The 14,046-nt window shown below is 73.7% G+C and carries 14 protein-coding genes and 1 tRNA gene; 9 read left to right on the top strand and 6 right to left on the bottom strand.

Annotated elements, in window-relative coordinates:
* The first annotated feature begins 55 nt into the window (after window positions 1–55).
* Both IF17_RS0131815 and IF17_RS0131810 read left to right on the top strand, forming a co-directional pair.
* Entirely contained in the window at window positions 56–247 is a 192-nt protein-coding gene (locus IF17_RS0131815) for a ferredoxin (protein WP_030573532.1), read from the top strand.
* Entirely contained in the window at window positions 244–1,455 is a 1,212-nt protein-coding gene (locus IF17_RS0131810; protein WP_030573528.1) for an NAD(P)/FAD-dependent oxidoreductase, read from the top strand. Before IF17_RS0131815 ends, IF17_RS0131810 begins: the two co-directional genes overlap by 4 nt.
* Here the strand turns inward: IF17_RS0131810 and IF17_RS0131805 are convergent.
* Complete coding sequence (locus tag IF17_RS0131805; RefSeq protein WP_030573524.1) at window positions 1,452–2,288, bottom strand: enoyl-CoA hydratase/isomerase family protein; 837 nt, start codon at window positions 2,286–2,288, stop codon at window positions 1,452–1,454. The genes IF17_RS0131810 and IF17_RS0131805 overlap by 4 nt on opposite strands.
* Window positions 2,279–4,507, bottom strand: a complete 2,229-nt coding sequence (locus IF17_RS0131800) for an acetate--CoA ligase family protein (RefSeq protein WP_030573522.1) — start codon at window positions 4,505–4,507, stop codon at window positions 2,279–2,281. Before IF17_RS0131800 ends, IF17_RS0131805 begins: the two co-directional genes overlap by 10 nt.
* 211 nt (window positions 4,508–4,718) lie before the next feature.
* Here IF17_RS0131800 and IF17_RS0131795 point away from each other — a divergent pair.
* Window positions 4,719–4,792, top strand: a tRNA-Met gene (locus IF17_RS0131795).
* A 169-nt stretch (window positions 4,793–4,961) separates the two neighbouring features.
* Window positions 4,962–5,852 (top strand): NAD(P)H-binding protein, encoded by an 891-nt coding sequence (locus IF17_RS0131790; protein ID WP_051884178.1) that lies wholly within the window; start codon window positions 4,962–4,964, stop codon window positions 5,850–5,852.
* 51 nt (window positions 5,853–5,903) lie between these two features.
* Here IF17_RS0131790 and IF17_RS0131785 read toward each other — a convergent pair whose 3' ends face one another.
* The 3 genes from IF17_RS0131785 to IF17_RS0131775 all read right to left on the bottom strand — a co-directional run bounded on the left by IF17_RS0131785 (window position 5,904) and on the right by IF17_RS0131775 (window position 8,416).
* Window positions 5,904–6,371, bottom strand: a complete 468-nt coding sequence (locus tag IF17_RS0131785) for a MarR family winged helix-turn-helix transcriptional regulator (RefSeq protein WP_030573517.1) — start codon at window positions 6,369–6,371, stop codon at window positions 5,904–5,906.
* 52 nt (window positions 6,372–6,423) lie between these two features.
* Complete coding sequence (locus tag IF17_RS0131780; protein ID WP_030573514.1) at window positions 6,424–7,389, bottom strand: AraC family transcriptional regulator; 966 nt, start codon at window positions 7,387–7,389, stop codon at window positions 6,424–6,426.
* Between the two features lie 136 nt (window positions 7,390–7,525).
* Window positions 7,526–8,416: an NAD(P)-dependent oxidoreductase gene (locus tag IF17_RS0131775; RefSeq protein ID WP_030573511.1), complete on the bottom strand. Its 891-nt coding sequence runs from the start codon at window positions 8,414–8,416 to the stop codon at window positions 7,526–7,528.
* 171 nt (window positions 8,417–8,587) lie between these two features.
* On the opposite strand from IF17_RS0131775, the gene IF17_RS0131770 reads away from it, so the two are divergent.
* Window positions 8,588–8,917: a winged helix-turn-helix transcriptional regulator gene (locus tag IF17_RS0131770; protein WP_018510740.1), complete on the top strand. Its 330-nt coding sequence runs from the start codon at window positions 8,588–8,590 to the stop codon at window positions 8,915–8,917.
* A 35-nt stretch (window positions 8,918–8,952) separates the two neighbouring features.
* Here the strand turns inward: IF17_RS0131770 and IF17_RS0131765 are convergent, their stop codons facing one another.
* Complete coding sequence (locus IF17_RS0131765; protein ID WP_030573508.1) at window positions 8,953–10,146, bottom strand: flavin-containing monooxygenase; 1,194 nt, start codon at window positions 10,144–10,146, stop codon at window positions 8,953–8,955.
* 226 nt (window positions 10,147–10,372) lie between these two features.
* Between IF17_RS0131765 and fepB the strand changes: the two genes are divergently transcribed.
* From fepB to IF17_RS0131745, 4 genes are all read left to right on the top strand, one after another.
* The gene (fepB, locus tag IF17_RS0131760) at window positions 10,373–11,386 is read left to right on the top strand and encodes a Fe2+-enterobactin ABC transporter substrate-binding protein (protein ID WP_030573505.1); all 1,014 of its coding nucleotides are present in this window, start codon (window positions 10,373–10,375) and stop codon (window positions 11,384–11,386) included.
* 2 nt (window positions 11,387–11,388) lie between these two features.
* Window positions 11,389–12,417: a FecCD family ABC transporter permease gene (locus IF17_RS0131755; RefSeq protein ID WP_051884177.1), complete on the top strand. Its 1,029-nt coding sequence runs from the start codon at window positions 11,389–11,391 to the stop codon at window positions 12,415–12,417.
* Complete coding sequence (locus IF17_RS0131750) at window positions 12,414–13,475, top strand: FecCD family ABC transporter permease (protein WP_030573502.1); 1,062 nt, start codon at window positions 12,414–12,416, stop codon at window positions 13,473–13,475. The genes IF17_RS0131755 and IF17_RS0131750 overlap by 4 nt, the downstream gene beginning before the upstream one ends.
* 96 nt (window positions 13,476–13,571) lie before the next feature.
* Complete coding sequence (locus tag IF17_RS0131745) at window positions 13,572–14,024, top strand: hypothetical protein (RefSeq protein ID WP_030573498.1); 453 nt, start codon at window positions 13,572–13,574, stop codon at window positions 14,022–14,024.
* Window positions 14,025–14,046 lie beyond the last annotated feature (22 nt).

Here is a 14,046-nt window from a genome sequence, read left to right as displayed (position 1 = left end):
CCCCCGCCCCGCACCTACCCGTGCCCTACCGCGCCCTACCCGTGACGGAGTCACCATGCAGATCACCGTGGACCTGGACCTCTGCGAGAGCCACGGCAGTTGCGTCTTCGCCGCCCCCGAGATCTTCTCGTTCGACGACGACGATCACCTCCTGTACGAAGCCGCGCCGGACGACGGGCTGCGGGCCGACGCCGAGAAGGCCGCCGCCTCCTGCCCGGTCCGGGCCATCACCGTGGCCGCCCCATGAGCGCCGCCGGCCATCCGCGCGACGTGGTGATCGTCGGGGCCTCGCTGGCGGGGCTGCGGGCCGCCGAGACCCTGCGCGCCGAAGGTTTCACCGGGAACCTGACCCTCGTCGGCGCCGAACAACACGCCCCCTACGACCGCCCGCCGCTCTCCAAGCGCTTCCTGACGGGGCAGCCCCCTGCCGCCGACACCGCGCTCCCGGTCCCCGACGGCCTCCGGGCCTGCTGGCGGCTGGGGCAGGCTGCCGTCCGGCTCGACCCGTACAGCCGGATCGTCACCCTCGCCGACGGCACCGGCCTCCCTTACGACGGCCTCCTGATCGCCACCGGCGCCGCCGCCCGGTCCGGTGCCGCGCCCGGCGAACCCGGCCCGGAGCAGGGCGTGTTCACCCTGCGCGGCCGGGACGACGCGACGGCGCTGCGGGCCGCGCTCACCCCCGGGCGGAAGCTGCTCGTCGTCGGCGCCGGGTTCCTCGGGGGCGAGGTCGCCGCCGCGGGGCGGGCGCTCGGGCTCGACGTCACCCTCGTGGAGGCCGGGTCCGTACCGCTGGTCCGGGCGGTCGGTGCGGAGGTCGGCGCGTTCGTGCGGACGCTGCACCGGGAGGCGGGCATCGATCTGCGCACCGGCACCACGGTGGCCGCGTACCGGGCCGGGCCGGACGGCAGGCTCACAGGGGCCCGGCTGACCGACGGCCGGACCGTCGCGGCCGACGTCGCCGTGCTGGCCCTGGGCGCGGTCCCGGCCACCGGATGGCTGGCCGGATCGGGGATCGAGGCGGCCGGCGGAGTACGTACGGACTCCCGGCTGCGGGCCCTGTTCCCGGACGGCAGCGCCGTACCCGGTGTGGTCGCGGCGGGCGACGCGGCCCGGGTCCCGCAGCCCTTGGCGGGCGGCGCGGCACCGGCCCTCGGGCACTGGTCCGGCGCGGTGGAGCAGGGTGCGGCGGCCGCCCGTACGCTGCTGCGGGGCGAGGCGGCCCCGGTCTTCGCCGAGGTGCCCTCCTTCTGGTCCGACGTCCACGGCGTCCGGCTCCGCTCGGTGGGCCTTCCGGCCCTCGCCGACACGGTGAAGGTCCACGAGTGCGACCGGGAGGCCCGCCGTCTGGAGGTCAGCTACCACCTGCACGGCCGCCTGGTGGGCGCCCTGACCATCGGCCGGACCTCCCGACTGGCGGCCTACCGGCGGACGTTGGCCGAGTGCAGGCCTTAGTACCCCCGGTACTCCGGAGTCCGCCGCTCCACGAACGAGGCGACCCCCTCGTTCGCGTCCCGCGTCGTCATGTTGATCTCCTGGGCGGCCGCCTCCGCCGCGAACGCCGTGGCCCGGTCGGCGGTGAGCGAGTCGTTCACGAGCTGCTTGGTCAGCGCGATGGCCCGGGTGGGCCCGCAGGCCAGCCGCCCGGCCCACGCGGCGGCGAGACCGGCCAACTCGGCTTCCGGCACCGACCGGTTGACCAGCCCCATCCGTTCCGCGTCCGCCGCCGTCAGGGCGTCCCCGAAGAACATCAGCTCCTTCGCTCGCTGCGGCCCCACCAGCCGGGGCAGCAGATAGGCGCCGCCACCGTCCGGGACGAGTCCACGGCGTACGAAGACCTCGATGAACCGTGCCGTGTCGGCCGCCAGGACCAGATCGCAGGCGAACGCCAGATGCGCGCCGATCCCGGCGGCGGTCCCGTTCACGGCGGCGATCACCGGCTTCTCGCAGTCCAGCACGGCGGCGATGAGCCGTTGCGCGCCGAGCCGGATGGTCCGGGCGACATCCCCGGGGACCCGTTCGCGGGTCCGGTCCGGGGCGCCGCGCAGGTCGGCGCCCGCGCAGAAGCCGCGCCCGGTGGCGGTGAGCACGACGGCCCGTACGGCGGGGTCGGCGGAGGCGTCGGCGAGCAGGGCGATGACCCGCTCGCGCTGCTCCCAGGTGACGGCGTTCATGGCCTCGGGCCGGTTGAGGGTGATCCAGGAGACGCCGTCGGGGGTGATGCGGTGGAGGACGGTGGACGGGACGGAGGCGGGCGCTTCCGGCAGTGGTTCCGCGCTCACCGGCACACCGCCAGCGCGTCCAGCGCCACCGCGCCCTGCCCGCGCCCCAGCACCACCAGCGGGTTGATGTCCAGCTCGGTCAGGTCGTCGCCCAGCTCCAGGGCCATCCGCTGCACCCGCAGCACCACCTCCACCAGCGCGTCCACGTCGACGGGCGCCCCGCCGCGCACACCGGCCAGCAGGGCCCGGCCGCGCAGCTCGCCGAGCATGTCCCGCGCCTCCTTCTCGCCGAAGGGAGGCACCCGTACCGCCGTGTCGTGCAGCACCTCCACCAGGACCCCGCCGAGCCCGACCGTGACGGTCGGCCCGAAGAGGGCGTCGTGGGTGACGCCGACCATCATCTCGACGCCCCGGTCGATCATCTGGCAGACCAGGATGCCGTCCAGGTCGACGGATTCGAAGCGGGCGACATCGGTCAACTCCCGGTATGCATCGCGCACTTGGCTGGCGGAGGTCAGGCCCACCTTCACCAGGCCCAGCTCCGTCTTGTGGGCGAGGTGGGGTCCGGAGGCCTTCATCACGACGGGGTAGCCGACCGGCCCGGCCGCCCGGACGGCGCCCGCCGCGCTCGTCACCAGCTGCTCACGCGGCACCCGGATCCCGTACGCGCGCAGGAGTTGCTTCGCCGCGTGCTCGCTGAGCTGCTGCCCCGGGCGCATCAGGCCCCGTGCCTTGCGGAAGGAGGGGGAGGGGGTGCGGGGGGCCTCGTCGAAGGGGGAGCGGTAGCCGGAGGCGAAGCGGTGGTGGTCCAGGTAGGCCTTCACGGCGGTGACGCAGTTGGCGAACGTACGGAAGGTGGCGACGCGGGAGGAGCCGAGGAGGGTGGTGCGGTAGGCGTCCTCGGTGCCCACGGGGGAGCCCCAGATCACGCAGACCAGCTTGTCGGTGGCCTCGGCCGCGTCCACGAGGTCCCGGGCGAGGCGGTCGCTCATGGGCGGGAACGGACCGGTGATCGGACAGATCAGGACCCCCACGGAGGGGTCGGCCAGGATCGCGTCGATGATCTTCCGGCCGCGGTGGTCGCCGACCGGGTGGCCGCCGTTGTCGATGGGGTTGGCCACGTTGAGGTAGCCGGGTATCCAGGTGTGCAGTTCGTCCTGCTTGGCGGCGGAGAGGGCGGGCAGGGTGAGCCCGGCGGCCGTCGCCAGGTCGGCGAAGTGGGCGCCGGTGCCGCCGGAGATGGAGTACACGGCGACGCCCTCGGCCTGCGGCGGCCGGGCCCGGGCCAGCAGGGCGGCGGTGTCCTGGAGTTCGTCGAGGCCGTCCACCCGGACCACCCCGAACTGTCGCATCGCCGCGTCCACCACCTGGTCCGCCCCGGTCAGCTTCCCGGTGTGCGAGGCGGCGGCCTCCGCCCCGGCCTCCGTACGCCCCACCTTCACCGCCACCACCGGCACCCCCGCGCGGGCGGCCCGGTCGGCGGCGAGCAGGAAGGAGCGGCCGTCCTTGAGCCCCTCCACGTAACAGGCGATGGCCCCCACCTCGGGGCGCTGCGCGAAGTACGCGAGGAAGTCGGCGGTCTCCAGATCGGCCTCGTTGCCCGTGGGCGCCCAGTGCGAGAGCCGGATGCCCAGCTCCTGGAGGGCGTAGACGGGCCGGCCCTGGTGACCGGACTGGGTGATGAGGGCGATGGCCGGGCCCTCCAGGTCGTCCCGGAACTCCTCGAAGGCGTTCAGGTTGGTGTTCGGCCCCAGCAGTCGTACGCCGGACCGCTCCACGGCCGCCGCCAGCCGGGCCTGCGCCACCGCGCCCGCCTCCCCGGTCTCGGCGAACCCGGAGGCGAAGGCCACGGCGAAGGGGACCTTGGCCTCCGCCAGCTCCTCGATCACCGGGAGCGGGTCGGCGACCAGCAGGACCGCCAGGTCGACGGGTTCGGGCAGTGCGGCGACCGAGGGGACGCAGGGCCGCCCGAAGACGGCGTCCCGGGCCGGGTGCACCGGGTGCAGCCGCGCCCCGACGCGCTCGGCCCAGGCGACGAGCTGGCGGGTGATGCCGGTGTTGGGGCGCCCCTCGGTGTCGGAGGCGCCGACGACGGCCACGGAGCGCGGCCGGAAGAAGCGGTCCAGGTCGGGCACGGCCAGGTGCAGCGGCCGGCCGCTGACATCGAGCCCGCCCTGCCGGGTGGCGGTGGGCAGGCTGACGACGGAGGCGTGCGGCTCCTCGCCGCAGGCCACCACCCGGGCGCGGAAGTCGGTGGTGAGGGTGCCGTGAGTCGATCCAAGCATCGTTCCGCCACTCCTGCTCGATGGTCCTGCTCGATGGTCCTGCTCAATGGTCCTGCTCAATGGTCATGCGGTTGGCTGACGCTCTGTCAGATTACTGAACTGACGGCCCGTCAGGAATGGTCGTGCAGGCAAAGGCTCCGGGCGGCCCCGGGGCGGCGGCTTGCCGCTGGTCACGGCGGGGCGCGGAGTGGCGTAGGGTTGGGTTCACCGACGCGGGGTGGAGCAGCTCGGTAGCTCGCTGGGCTCATAACCCAGAGGTCGCAGGTTCAAATCCTGTCCCCGCTACTGATGGAATACGTCTGAGGCCCGGATCCCCTGGATCCGGGCCTCAGACGTTTCTCCTGGACCTCGGACTGTTCTCCCGGGCCGGACGGTCGGACCGGCCGGACGGTCGGACATCCCTCCCGGACGCTGAACCATGGCGGGACGGGGGGAGCCGGGCAAGGCTTGATCCATGACAACGACAGCAGACGCAACACCGGGACAGTCCGCCCCCCAGCCCCTGTCCCCGGTCCTGGTGACCGGCGGCACCGGCAAGACCGGCCGCCGCGTGGCGGCCCGCCTCCGCGAGCTGGGGGTGGAGACGCGGGCGGCCTCCCGGTCCGGTGAGACCCCGTTCGACTGGGAGGACCCGGCCACCTGGGCGCCCGCCCTGGAGGGGGCCGCCGCCGTCTACATCGTCCCGCTGGACGCCGTGCCGTCCCCGACGCCCGCCTTCGTCGAGCAGGCCGTGGCGGCCGGGGTGCGGCGGATCGTGCTGCTCTCGGCGCGGGGCGTGGACGAGCCGGGCTACTTCGGTGACACCCTCCTCAACCGGGGCCCGCACTTCCAGGGCGAGGAGGCCGTGCGTTCCGCCGGCCCGGCCTGGACGATCCTGCGCCCCGGCTGGTTCACCCAGAACTTCACCGAGGGCGCCTTCGTCGACGGCGTACGCGCCGGGGAACTGGTCCTCCCGGTCGGGGACGGCAAGGCGGCGTACATCGACACCGACGACATCGCGGCGGTGGCGGTGGCGGCGCTCACCGAGGACGGCCACGACGGCGAGGTGTACGAGCTGTCGGGCCCCCGCGCGCTGAGCGTCGCCGAGGCCCTGGACGAGATCGCGAAGGCGACCGGCGGCCCGCGTGCCTCCTACGTCCCGGTCGACCCGGCGGACTTCCGGAAGGGGCTGGTCGAGCAGGGCATGTCGGAGACGGACATCGAGCTCTGGACGGGCGGCCTGGACCCGATCCGCACGAGCCGGGAGGCCCCGCTGAAGGATGGCGTCCGCCGTGCCCTGGGCCGCCCCCCGCGCGACGTCGCCGACGTCTTCCGGGACGCGGCGGCGGCGGGCGTCTGGGGCTGAGCGGCGACTGGGGGGGGAGTGCCGGGGCCCGGACTAGGCGGGCGGGATCGCCTAGTCCGGGCTGCCACCCGTGTTGCGGATCATCTGCCGCAGCACCTTGAGGGCGGTGACGTAATCGGCGTCGTCGATGCCCTGGTGGACGCGGGCACGGATGCCCGGGGCGTGCCGCTTGAGCCCGGCCCGGGCCTCCTCCCCCGCCTCGGTGATCCACAGCCGCCCGTCCTCGTCCCGGGTGAGCCAGCCCCGCTCCACCAGGACCTCCGACTCGGCCGCCAGGTCGTCCTCGAACCGGATGTAGGTGCTCATGGCCTGCTGGAGCTCGGCGACGGTCAGGCCCCGGCCGTCGGGGGAGAGGTCGTTCGCCGACAGGTTGCGCAGCAGCCAGAACTGGGGCTGGGTGAAACCGAGTTCGGCCTGCCGCTCCCGGATGAAGGCGATGAGCGCCTCGTAGGCCACGCCTGTCCAGTAGGCGGCAGGCTGGGCGGCGAGTTCGGTGTCGGTGAGCTGAGGGAGCGTCATGACCGGCTCTCCTTGAAGTCGTCGGCTGATGAGCTCAACGTAGAACCTCAAGTCAAGTTGACGTCAAGGAGGCGGGGAGGGGTGCGCGCCCGCTCGCCGTGGCCTCGCGCCGGAACGCGCTCGGGCTCTCGCCCCGGAGCCGCTTGAACGCCGCGCTGAAGCCGAACGCGTCCGCGTAGCCGACCCGCCGGGCCACCGCCGCCACCGTCAGCTCCGGGCGGGTCAGCAGGTCGGCGGCGAGGGCCATGCGCCACTCGGTCAGGTACGCCACCGGGCCGTCGCCGACCAGCTCCGTGAATCGCTTCGCCAGCGTGGTCCGCGAGACCCCGGCCCGGGCCGCCAGCTCGGCCGTCGTCCAGGGGTGTGCCGGGTCCTCGTGCATCGCCCGCAGCGCGGGCCCCGCGACCTCGTCGGCCAGGGCTCCGTACCACCCCGGCGGCTCGGCCTCCGGGCGGTCGAACCAGTCCCGCAGGGTGCACACGAGCAGCCAGTCCAGCAGCCGGTCCAGCACGATCTGGTACCCGGGCCGCGCGCCGCCGATCTGGGCGGCCAGGTAGTCGCGCAGCGGCCCGCAGTCCTCCTCGTCGGGCACGACGAGCGCCGGCGGGAGGGCCCGCAGCAACCGCTGGGGGACCTGCGCCTGTACGTCGTAGGCGGCGGCCAGCAGCACGGTGGGCCCGTCCAGTTCGGCCCCCGGGCCGGGGACGGCGGCCAGTTCGGGCGCAGGCGCCGGGTCGGCGCCCCAGCGCACCTCCCGTACCCCCGCCCCCGTACCGCCCGCCGGGTCGTCGGTGAAGGTGAACGGGGCCGGCCCCCGGACGATCGCGGCCGCCCCGGCGGCCAGCCGCAGCGGCTCGCCGCCCTCCGGCACGATCCACCCGGCCCCCCGCATCGGCAGGCACAGGGTCAGGTAGGCCCCGTCCGTGAAGCGCAGGGAGTACGGCGGCCACAGCACCGACCGTCCGAACACCGCACCCTTGCCCCGCACGCCCCGCAACAGCTCGTCGAACACGTCCATGGCGCCACGATAGGCACAGACGCCCTGTGCTCCGGACTGTCCGGACCGCCCACCCGGGCGCCGGCGGCCGGGCCCCGCCCCGGTACTGCGCGAAGGCCACCTCGTACCCTTCGGCCTCGATCCACGCAGGTGTGATCTACGCCGGGTGCGCCGGGCTCCTGAGCACCTCGGTCAGGGCCGAGATGCTGTGGCCCCCATGACCGGCGTCGACGGCCCGCCGCAGCAGGTCGTGGAACGGGCGGTGCCACTCCACGTCGAGCCCCGCCTCCTCGGCGAACGCCACGTCGTAGGCCGCTCCGGCGAGGAACAGATCCACCGAGGACGCGGGATCGCCGTACTCGCCCCGGTCGATCTCCCCGGCGAAGACCGGAAGGAGCGCTCCGACCATCTCGAACCACTTGACGCCGAACCGCACCATCGAGGCGGCGCCGAGCCCACGCGCCCGGAGCGCCGCCGCCCCCTGGAAGAAGCCGACGAGCGCGGGCAGCAGCGTGCCGCCCACCGCCATCTCGTACAGCGCGGCGAGATCGGGGTCGTCGCCGAGGTGTACGGTGTCGCCGCCCAGCACCCGCAGGGTGGCCGCGTGCTCGTCGAAAACGCCCCGGTCGCCGCCGTAGTACAGCAGGGTGTCCTCGGCGCCCACGGCGGACGGAACGTTCTTGACCGCCCCACCGAGGTACCGGGCGCCGTGCCCGGACGCCCAGTCGGCCATGGCGCGGGCGTCGGCCGGCGACCCGCTGTTCAGGGTCACCAGGGTGCGCCCCCGGATCGTCGCAGTGGCCGGTCCCAGCGCCTGGACGGTGGACTCGAACGTGGTCAGGCAGGCGATGACCAGAGGGCTCGCCGCCACGGCCTCCTCGACCGTCCGTGCCTGCCGGGCCCCGAGCGCCACCAGGGGCGTGCCCTTCGACGGGGTCCTGTTCCAGACGGTGGTCGGATGCCCGGCCTTGATGTACGCCTTGGCCAGCGCGCGGCCCATCGAGCCCAGTCCGATGACGGTCACGGGCGTGCGGGGGTGCTCGGTCATGGGGTGCTCCTGCGTCAGCGAGAGGGAGTGAAGGGCAGGCGTGAGAAAGGGAGTTGTGGGCTCCCTGCGCGCCGCCTGTTCCATGCTGCGAGGGCACTGAATCTTCCGCAAGTACCTACAATTCTGTTCGGTACCCACAGTTCTGTCAGTGGTGAGCCCCCGGGAGGGCAGATGCCGAAGCGGAGTTACACCTGCGGACTGGATGCCGCCATCGATGTCATGGGAGGGAAGTGGAAGGGCCTGATTCTGTTCTGGCTCGACGAAGGCCCCCTGCGCTTCGGCGAGTTGCGCCGGACCGTGGCCGGGATCAGTGAGCGCATGCTGATCCTGCAGCTGCGCGAACTGGAGGCCAGCGGCCTGGTGCACCGCGAGGTGCACCAGCAGGTGCCGCCGAAGGTGGAGTACTCGCTGACGGAGTTCGGCCGCTCGCTCATCACCGCGCTCACCCCGCTCGGTGAGTGGGGCGAGGAGAACATGGAGCGGCTGGAAGCCCTTCCGTAGCCAGGAGGACCTTCCACAGAGGCAACTGCCGGACCTCAGTGGGCCCGCGCCACCCTCTTGGCGATCTTCCCGGCGTCCAGGGCCATCTCGCGCAGCATCCCGCTGATCGGATTGGTGAAGCCGGTGAAGTAGAGACCCGGGGCCTGCTTCGGGGTGCGGCCCCCGTGGGTGACCGGGCGCCCCCGCGCGTCCAGCACGTCCAGGTGGCCCACCAGCGGCTCCAGGGCCCGGGTGTAGCCGGTCGCCGCGATCACCGCGTCCGGGGTGAGGCGGGTGCCGTCGGCCAGGACCACCGCGTCCTTGTCGAAGGAGGCGACGGCCGCCACGGGGGTCACCGTGCCGTTCTTCACCGCATCGATCAACCCCACGTCCTGGACCGGGATCGCCCCCTCCCGCACCCGCGAGTACAGGCCCGTCCCCGGCCGCGGCAGCCCCTGCGCCGACAGGTCCGGTACGGCGATCCGCGCCATCACGGCCCCCGCCCGGTCAACCAGCCGCACCGGAAGCCGGCGGACCAGGATGCCGGTCGCCTGGGCCGGCCACCCCGCCGTGGAGCGGCGCACGATGTGCGGGGCGGTGCGCACCGCGATCCGCACCTGGGAGGCTCCGCCCTCCGCGAGGTCCGCCGAGATCTCGGCCCCCGTGTTGCCGATGCCGACCACCAGGACGTCCTTGCCGGCGTACGGGGCCGGGTTCCGGTACTCCGCCGCGTGCAGCAGCTCCCCGGTGAACGTGTCGCGGTCCGGCCACTGCGGGATGCGCGGGGTGTGGTTGAAGCCCGTGGCGACGACGACCGCGCGGCCCCGCAGGACCCGGCCGCCGGTCGCGGTGAGCTGCCAGTCGCCGGAGCCGTCGGGGGCCGGGTCGATCCGGTTCACCTCGACGCCCGTCACCACTTCCAGCTCGTGGTGCTCGGTGTACTTCTCCAGGTACCGCACCACGTCGTCCCGGCCCACCCACCGCCCGAACCTGCGCGGCATCTTCAGCCCCGGCAGCGCCGACCAGCGCCGCGTGGTGTGCAGGTGCAGCCGGTCGTAGTGGCCGCGCCAGGAGGCGCCGACCCGGTCCGCCTTCTCCAGGACCACCGCCCGTACGCCCCGGTCGCGGAGCGCGGCAGCGGCGGCGAGGCCGCCGGGCCCGCCGCCGATGACGTAGACGGGCCGGTCGTCCGTACGGTCGGTGAGGGCGACGACATCGGTACGGCCTGTGGGGGAAGGGCTGTTGGGCATGGTTCGGAGCGTAATCGCCCGCTCTGTTGATGGGTCTCGGTCAAGGTGGGAAACGATTGCGAATTGATCACGGGGGGCGGGATGCGGTGATTGCCTCCCCTTCGCACCCCTAGCCCCATCTAAGGTAAGGCTAACCTTGCTTCGGTTGTTGTGGGGTGACCATCGGGGGGCCCTCGCGCGGTGCAGTGCCGCGCGCCCGCCCGGCGGTCGAAGGGGTGGGACGTACATGAACGGCAGACAGCTTCGGACCCGGTTCAAGGGCGCGGCGGTCGTCGTCGCCGGGCTCCTAGCGCTCACCGCCTGCGGTGGCGGTGGAAGCGATGCGGCCGACGCGAGCGCCAAGGGCGACCAGGGCGGCGACAAGGCGGCCGCCACCACCCGCTCCGTGAAGCACGACGCCGGTACGACGGAGAAGGTCCCGGCCCAGCCCAAGCGCATCGTCTCGGTCAGCGTCACCATGACCGGCCACCTGCTGGCCCTCGACGCCCCGGTCATCGCCTCCCAGGCCACCCCGCCCTCGGTCATCACCGACACGCAGGGCTTCTTCACCCAGTGGTCCGACGCCGCCGCCAAGAACAGCGTCAAGGTCGCCTACCAGGGCTTCGAGCCCGACGTGGAGAACGTACTGGCACTGAAGCCGGACCTCATCATCGGCGCCTCCTCCGGCGCGGAGAACGCCGAGAAGTTCTACGACAAGCTCTCCGTCGTCGCCCCCACCCTCCTCTACCGCCACGACGACGTCTCCTGGCAGGACCTCACCGCCCGCCTCGGCAAGGACCTCGGCCTGGAGAAGCGTGCGACCGAGGTCGTCGCCGCCCACGAGAAGCGGGTCGGCGAGGTCAAGGCCGCCATCACCGTGCCGATCCAGTCCGCCGCGCTCGTCCGCGACAACCAGTCCGCAATGACCGTCTTCACCCCCGAGTCCGCCCAGGGCCGGCTCCTCACCTCGCTCGGCTTCACCGTCCTCGAACCGCCGGCCGGCAAGGGCCAGACGCAGGGCGGCCGTTCGGACTTCGCCGAGTTCAGCCAGGAGAAGGTGGCCGACACCGCGAAGGACAGCTCGCTCCTCTTCGTCAGCCACACCCCCGAGGAGATCACCGCCGCCACCGCGCGCCCGGTCTGGAAGGACCTGGCCGCCGTCAAGGACAAGCGGGTGTACGACCTCGGCCTGGACACCTTTCGGCTGGACTACTACAGCGCGGGCAACCTGATCGACAAGATCGAGAAGGCCTTCGGCTGACGGTGGTTCGTCAGATATCCGCCGCACGCGTACGGTACGCCGCCGGGCTCACGGCAGGGCTGATCCTCCTGGCCCTCGCCGTGGCCGGCGGCCTCGCCGTGGGCGCGCAGCCCGTGCCCCCGGCCGAGGTGCTGGCCGCACTGTTCGACCCGGACGCCCCGCACGCCTCACTGGTCCGCGAGGTCCGGGTGCCGCGCACGCTCCTCGCCGTCACGGCCGGGGCGGCGCTCGGCCTCGCCGGGGCGGTGATGCAGGGGATGACCCGTAACCCCCTGGCCGACCCCGGCATCCTCGGCGTCAACACCGGGGCCGCCTGCGCCGTGGTCGCCGCGACCGTGCTGCTCGGTACGCGCTCGCTCCAGGCCGTCGTCTGGTGGGCGCTGCTGGGGGCGGCGGTCGCGGTGGTGGTCGTGTACCTGCTCGGCGGCCGGGGTGCGGGCCGCGGCACCCCCGAAGGGCTCGTGCTCGCGGGGGTGGTCGTCACCGCCGTGCTGGGGGCGGTGGTCAGCGGGCTGGGGGTGCTGGACGCGGACGCGTACGGGACCCTGCGGATGTGGTCCGTCGGCACATTGGCGGGCCGCGAGCTCGCGGTGCTGTGGGAGGTGTTGCCGTTCCTGTTGGCCGGCGCGGTGCTGGCGTTGGCTGTCGCGCCCGCCCTCAACGCGTTCGCGCTCGGCGACGAGGCGGGCCGGGCGCTGGGCGTCGCCCCGGGGCGCGTACGCCTGCTCGGCACGCTCGCCACGGTGCTCCTCAGCGGCGCCGCCACCGCCGCCATCGGCCCGGTCGGCTTCATCGGCTTGGTCGCCCCGCACGTGGCCCGCCTCCTCACCGGCCCCGACCACCGCCGCCTGATGCCGTACGCGGTCCTCATCGGCGCGGGCCTGCTGCTCGTCGCGGACATCGTGGGCCGGGTCATCGCGCGGCCCGCCGAGATTCAGGTGGGCATCGTGACGGCGTTCGTGGGAGCGCCGGTCCTGATCTGGCTGATCGGCCGCAACCGGTCCGCCTCGCGGAAGGCGGTGGCGGCATGAGCGCTCTCGGCAAGCCCATGACCGTACGCGGCCGGGGCCCCGCCCGCCGGACCCTCCGCCTCGCCCCCGGTGGCCTCTCCCTCCGCCTGCGCCCCCGCCCCCTCGCCGTCACCCTCCTCCTGGCCCTCCTCGCGGCGGCCAGCGGCGCCCTCGCACTCACCCGGGACGGACTCGTACCGCCTGCCGAGGTGCTGGGAGCGCTGCTCGGCGCGGGCTCGGAGCAGGCCGCGTTCGTGGTGCTGGAGCTGCGGCTGCCCCGGGTGGCCCTCGGGCTCGTCGTCGGCGCGGGCCTGGGGGCGGCCGGGGCGCTGTTCCAGCAGCTCTCCCGGAACCCGCTCGGCAGCCCGGACATCGTGGGCTTCAACTCCGGTGCGGCAACGGGCGCGTTGCTGGTCCTGCTGCACGGGAACCCGGCGTACGTGGCGGTGGGCGCGGCAGGAGCCGGCCTGGCCACGGCGCTCGTCGTGCAACTCCTGGCCCGACGCGGCTCGTTCCGGGGCAACCGGCTCATCCTCGCCGGGATCGCGGTTGGTTCGCTGCTGGCCTCGGTCAACGCGTACCTGCTCACCCGGGCCGCCCTGGACCACGCCCAGTCGGCCCAGCTCTGGCTGATCGGCAGCCTCGGCTCCACCGAACGCCACCAGATCCTCCCGGCCCTCCTCGCGCTGGCGGCCCTGCTCCTGCTCGCCCTTCCGCTGGTCCGCCGCCTGGACCTGCTGGAGATGGGCGACGAGGCGGCGGGCGGCCTGGGCGTCGACGCGGGCCGCACCCGCTACCTCGTGCTCCTGATCGCGGTGGGGCTCAGCGCGGTGGCGGTCTCGGTGGCCGGCCCGATCGTGTTCGTGGCGCTCTGCGCACCGCAGTTGGCCCGTCGCCTCAGCCGCGGTACGGGAACGGGGCTGCTGCCCGCCGCCGCGATGGGCGCCCTGCTGCTCTCCGCCTCGGACCTGGTGGCGGTGACCCTGCCGACGGCGGGATCGCTGCCGGTGGGGGTGGTGACGGGCGCGCTGGGAGGGGTCTACCTGGCGTGGCTGCTGGGGCGCGGGCGGCGGCGCTAGGGGGCGCGCCGGTCCGTGCAGACCCCTTGCGCGAGGCGCCCCGCATCCGCTGAACTGACGTACCGTCAGGTTCTCGACGTCCGGAGGAGCTGCCCGATGCAGACGATCTGGCTCAGCGGTGCGGAATGGCTCGCCGTCCTCCGTATAGGCCTCGGCCTCTGGTGGCTGGAGAGCTGGCGGCACAAGGACAGGAAGGGCTGGTTCGAGCGGGGCACGGGGATCGCCTGGGCAGCAGACATTGCGGGCAAGCACCGATGGGGTGTGGTGTGCACCGGCTTCCGGCGGGTCGTCGAACCCCGCCCGAAGGTGATCGCGTACGTCGTCGTCTACGCCGAACTGGCCCTCGGACTGGGCCTGGTGACGGGCTTCCTCACCCCGATCGCCCTGATCGCCGGCCTCCTCCTCAACCTGCTCTACCTGGTCCTGATGATCCACGACTGGGCCGAGCAGGGGCAGAACGCGATGATGGCCCTGATCTCGCTCGTGGCCCTGTTCGCGATGGCCTGGCAGACGTGGTCGCTGGACGCGGCGTTCGGGCTGTTCCTGTGACGCCCCCGGAGCGTGCGGCGGG

The organism is Streptomyces cyaneofuscatus (assembly GCF_000718135.1).
Classification (GTDB): Bacteria; Actinomycetota; Actinomycetes; order Streptomycetales; family Streptomycetaceae; genus Streptomyces; species Streptomyces cyaneofuscatus.
This window is presented reverse-complemented; position numbering and strand designations above follow the sequence as displayed.

Coding starts and splice junctions, on each gene's coding strand:
- IF17_RS0131815 (WP_030573532.1), top strand. CDS start 56: ATGCAGATCACCGTGGACCTGGACCTCTGCGAGAGCCACGGCAGTTGC.
- IF17_RS0131810 (WP_030573528.1), top strand. CDS start 244: ATGAGCGCCGCCGGCCATCCGCGCGACGTGGTGATCGTCGGGGCCTCG.
- IF17_RS0131800 (WP_030573522.1), bottom strand. CDS start 4,507: ATGCTTGGATCGACTCACGGCACCCTCACCACCGACTTCCGCGCCCGG.
- IF17_RS0131790 (WP_051884178.1), top strand. CDS start 4,962: ATGACAACGACAGCAGACGCAACACCGGGACAGTCCGCCCCCCAGCCC.
- IF17_RS0131785 (WP_030573517.1), bottom strand. CDS start 6,371: ATGACGCTCCCTCAGCTCACCGACACCGAACTCGCCGCCCAGCCTGCC.
- IF17_RS0131780 (WP_030573514.1), bottom strand. CDS start 7,389: ATGGACGTGTTCGACGAGCTGTTGCGGGGCGTGCGGGGCAAGGGTGCG.
- IF17_RS0131775 (WP_030573511.1), bottom strand. CDS start 8,416: ATGACCGAGCACCCCCGCACGCCCGTGACCGTCATCGGACTGGGCTCG.
- IF17_RS0131770 (WP_018510740.1), top strand. CDS start 8,588: ATGCCGAAGCGGAGTTACACCTGCGGACTGGATGCCGCCATCGATGTC.
- IF17_RS0131765 (WP_030573508.1), bottom strand. CDS start 10,146: ATGCCCAACAGCCCTTCCCCCACAGGCCGTACCGATGTCGTCGCCCTC.
- fepB (WP_030573505.1), top strand. CDS start 10,373: ATGAACGGCAGACAGCTTCGGACCCGGTTCAAGGGCGCGGCGGTCGTC.
- IF17_RS0131750 (WP_030573502.1), top strand. CDS start 12,414: ATGAGCGCTCTCGGCAAGCCCATGACCGTACGCGGCCGGGGCCCCGCC.
- IF17_RS0131745 (WP_030573498.1), top strand. CDS start 13,572: ATGCAGACGATCTGGCTCAGCGGTGCGGAATGGCTCGCCGTCCTCCGT.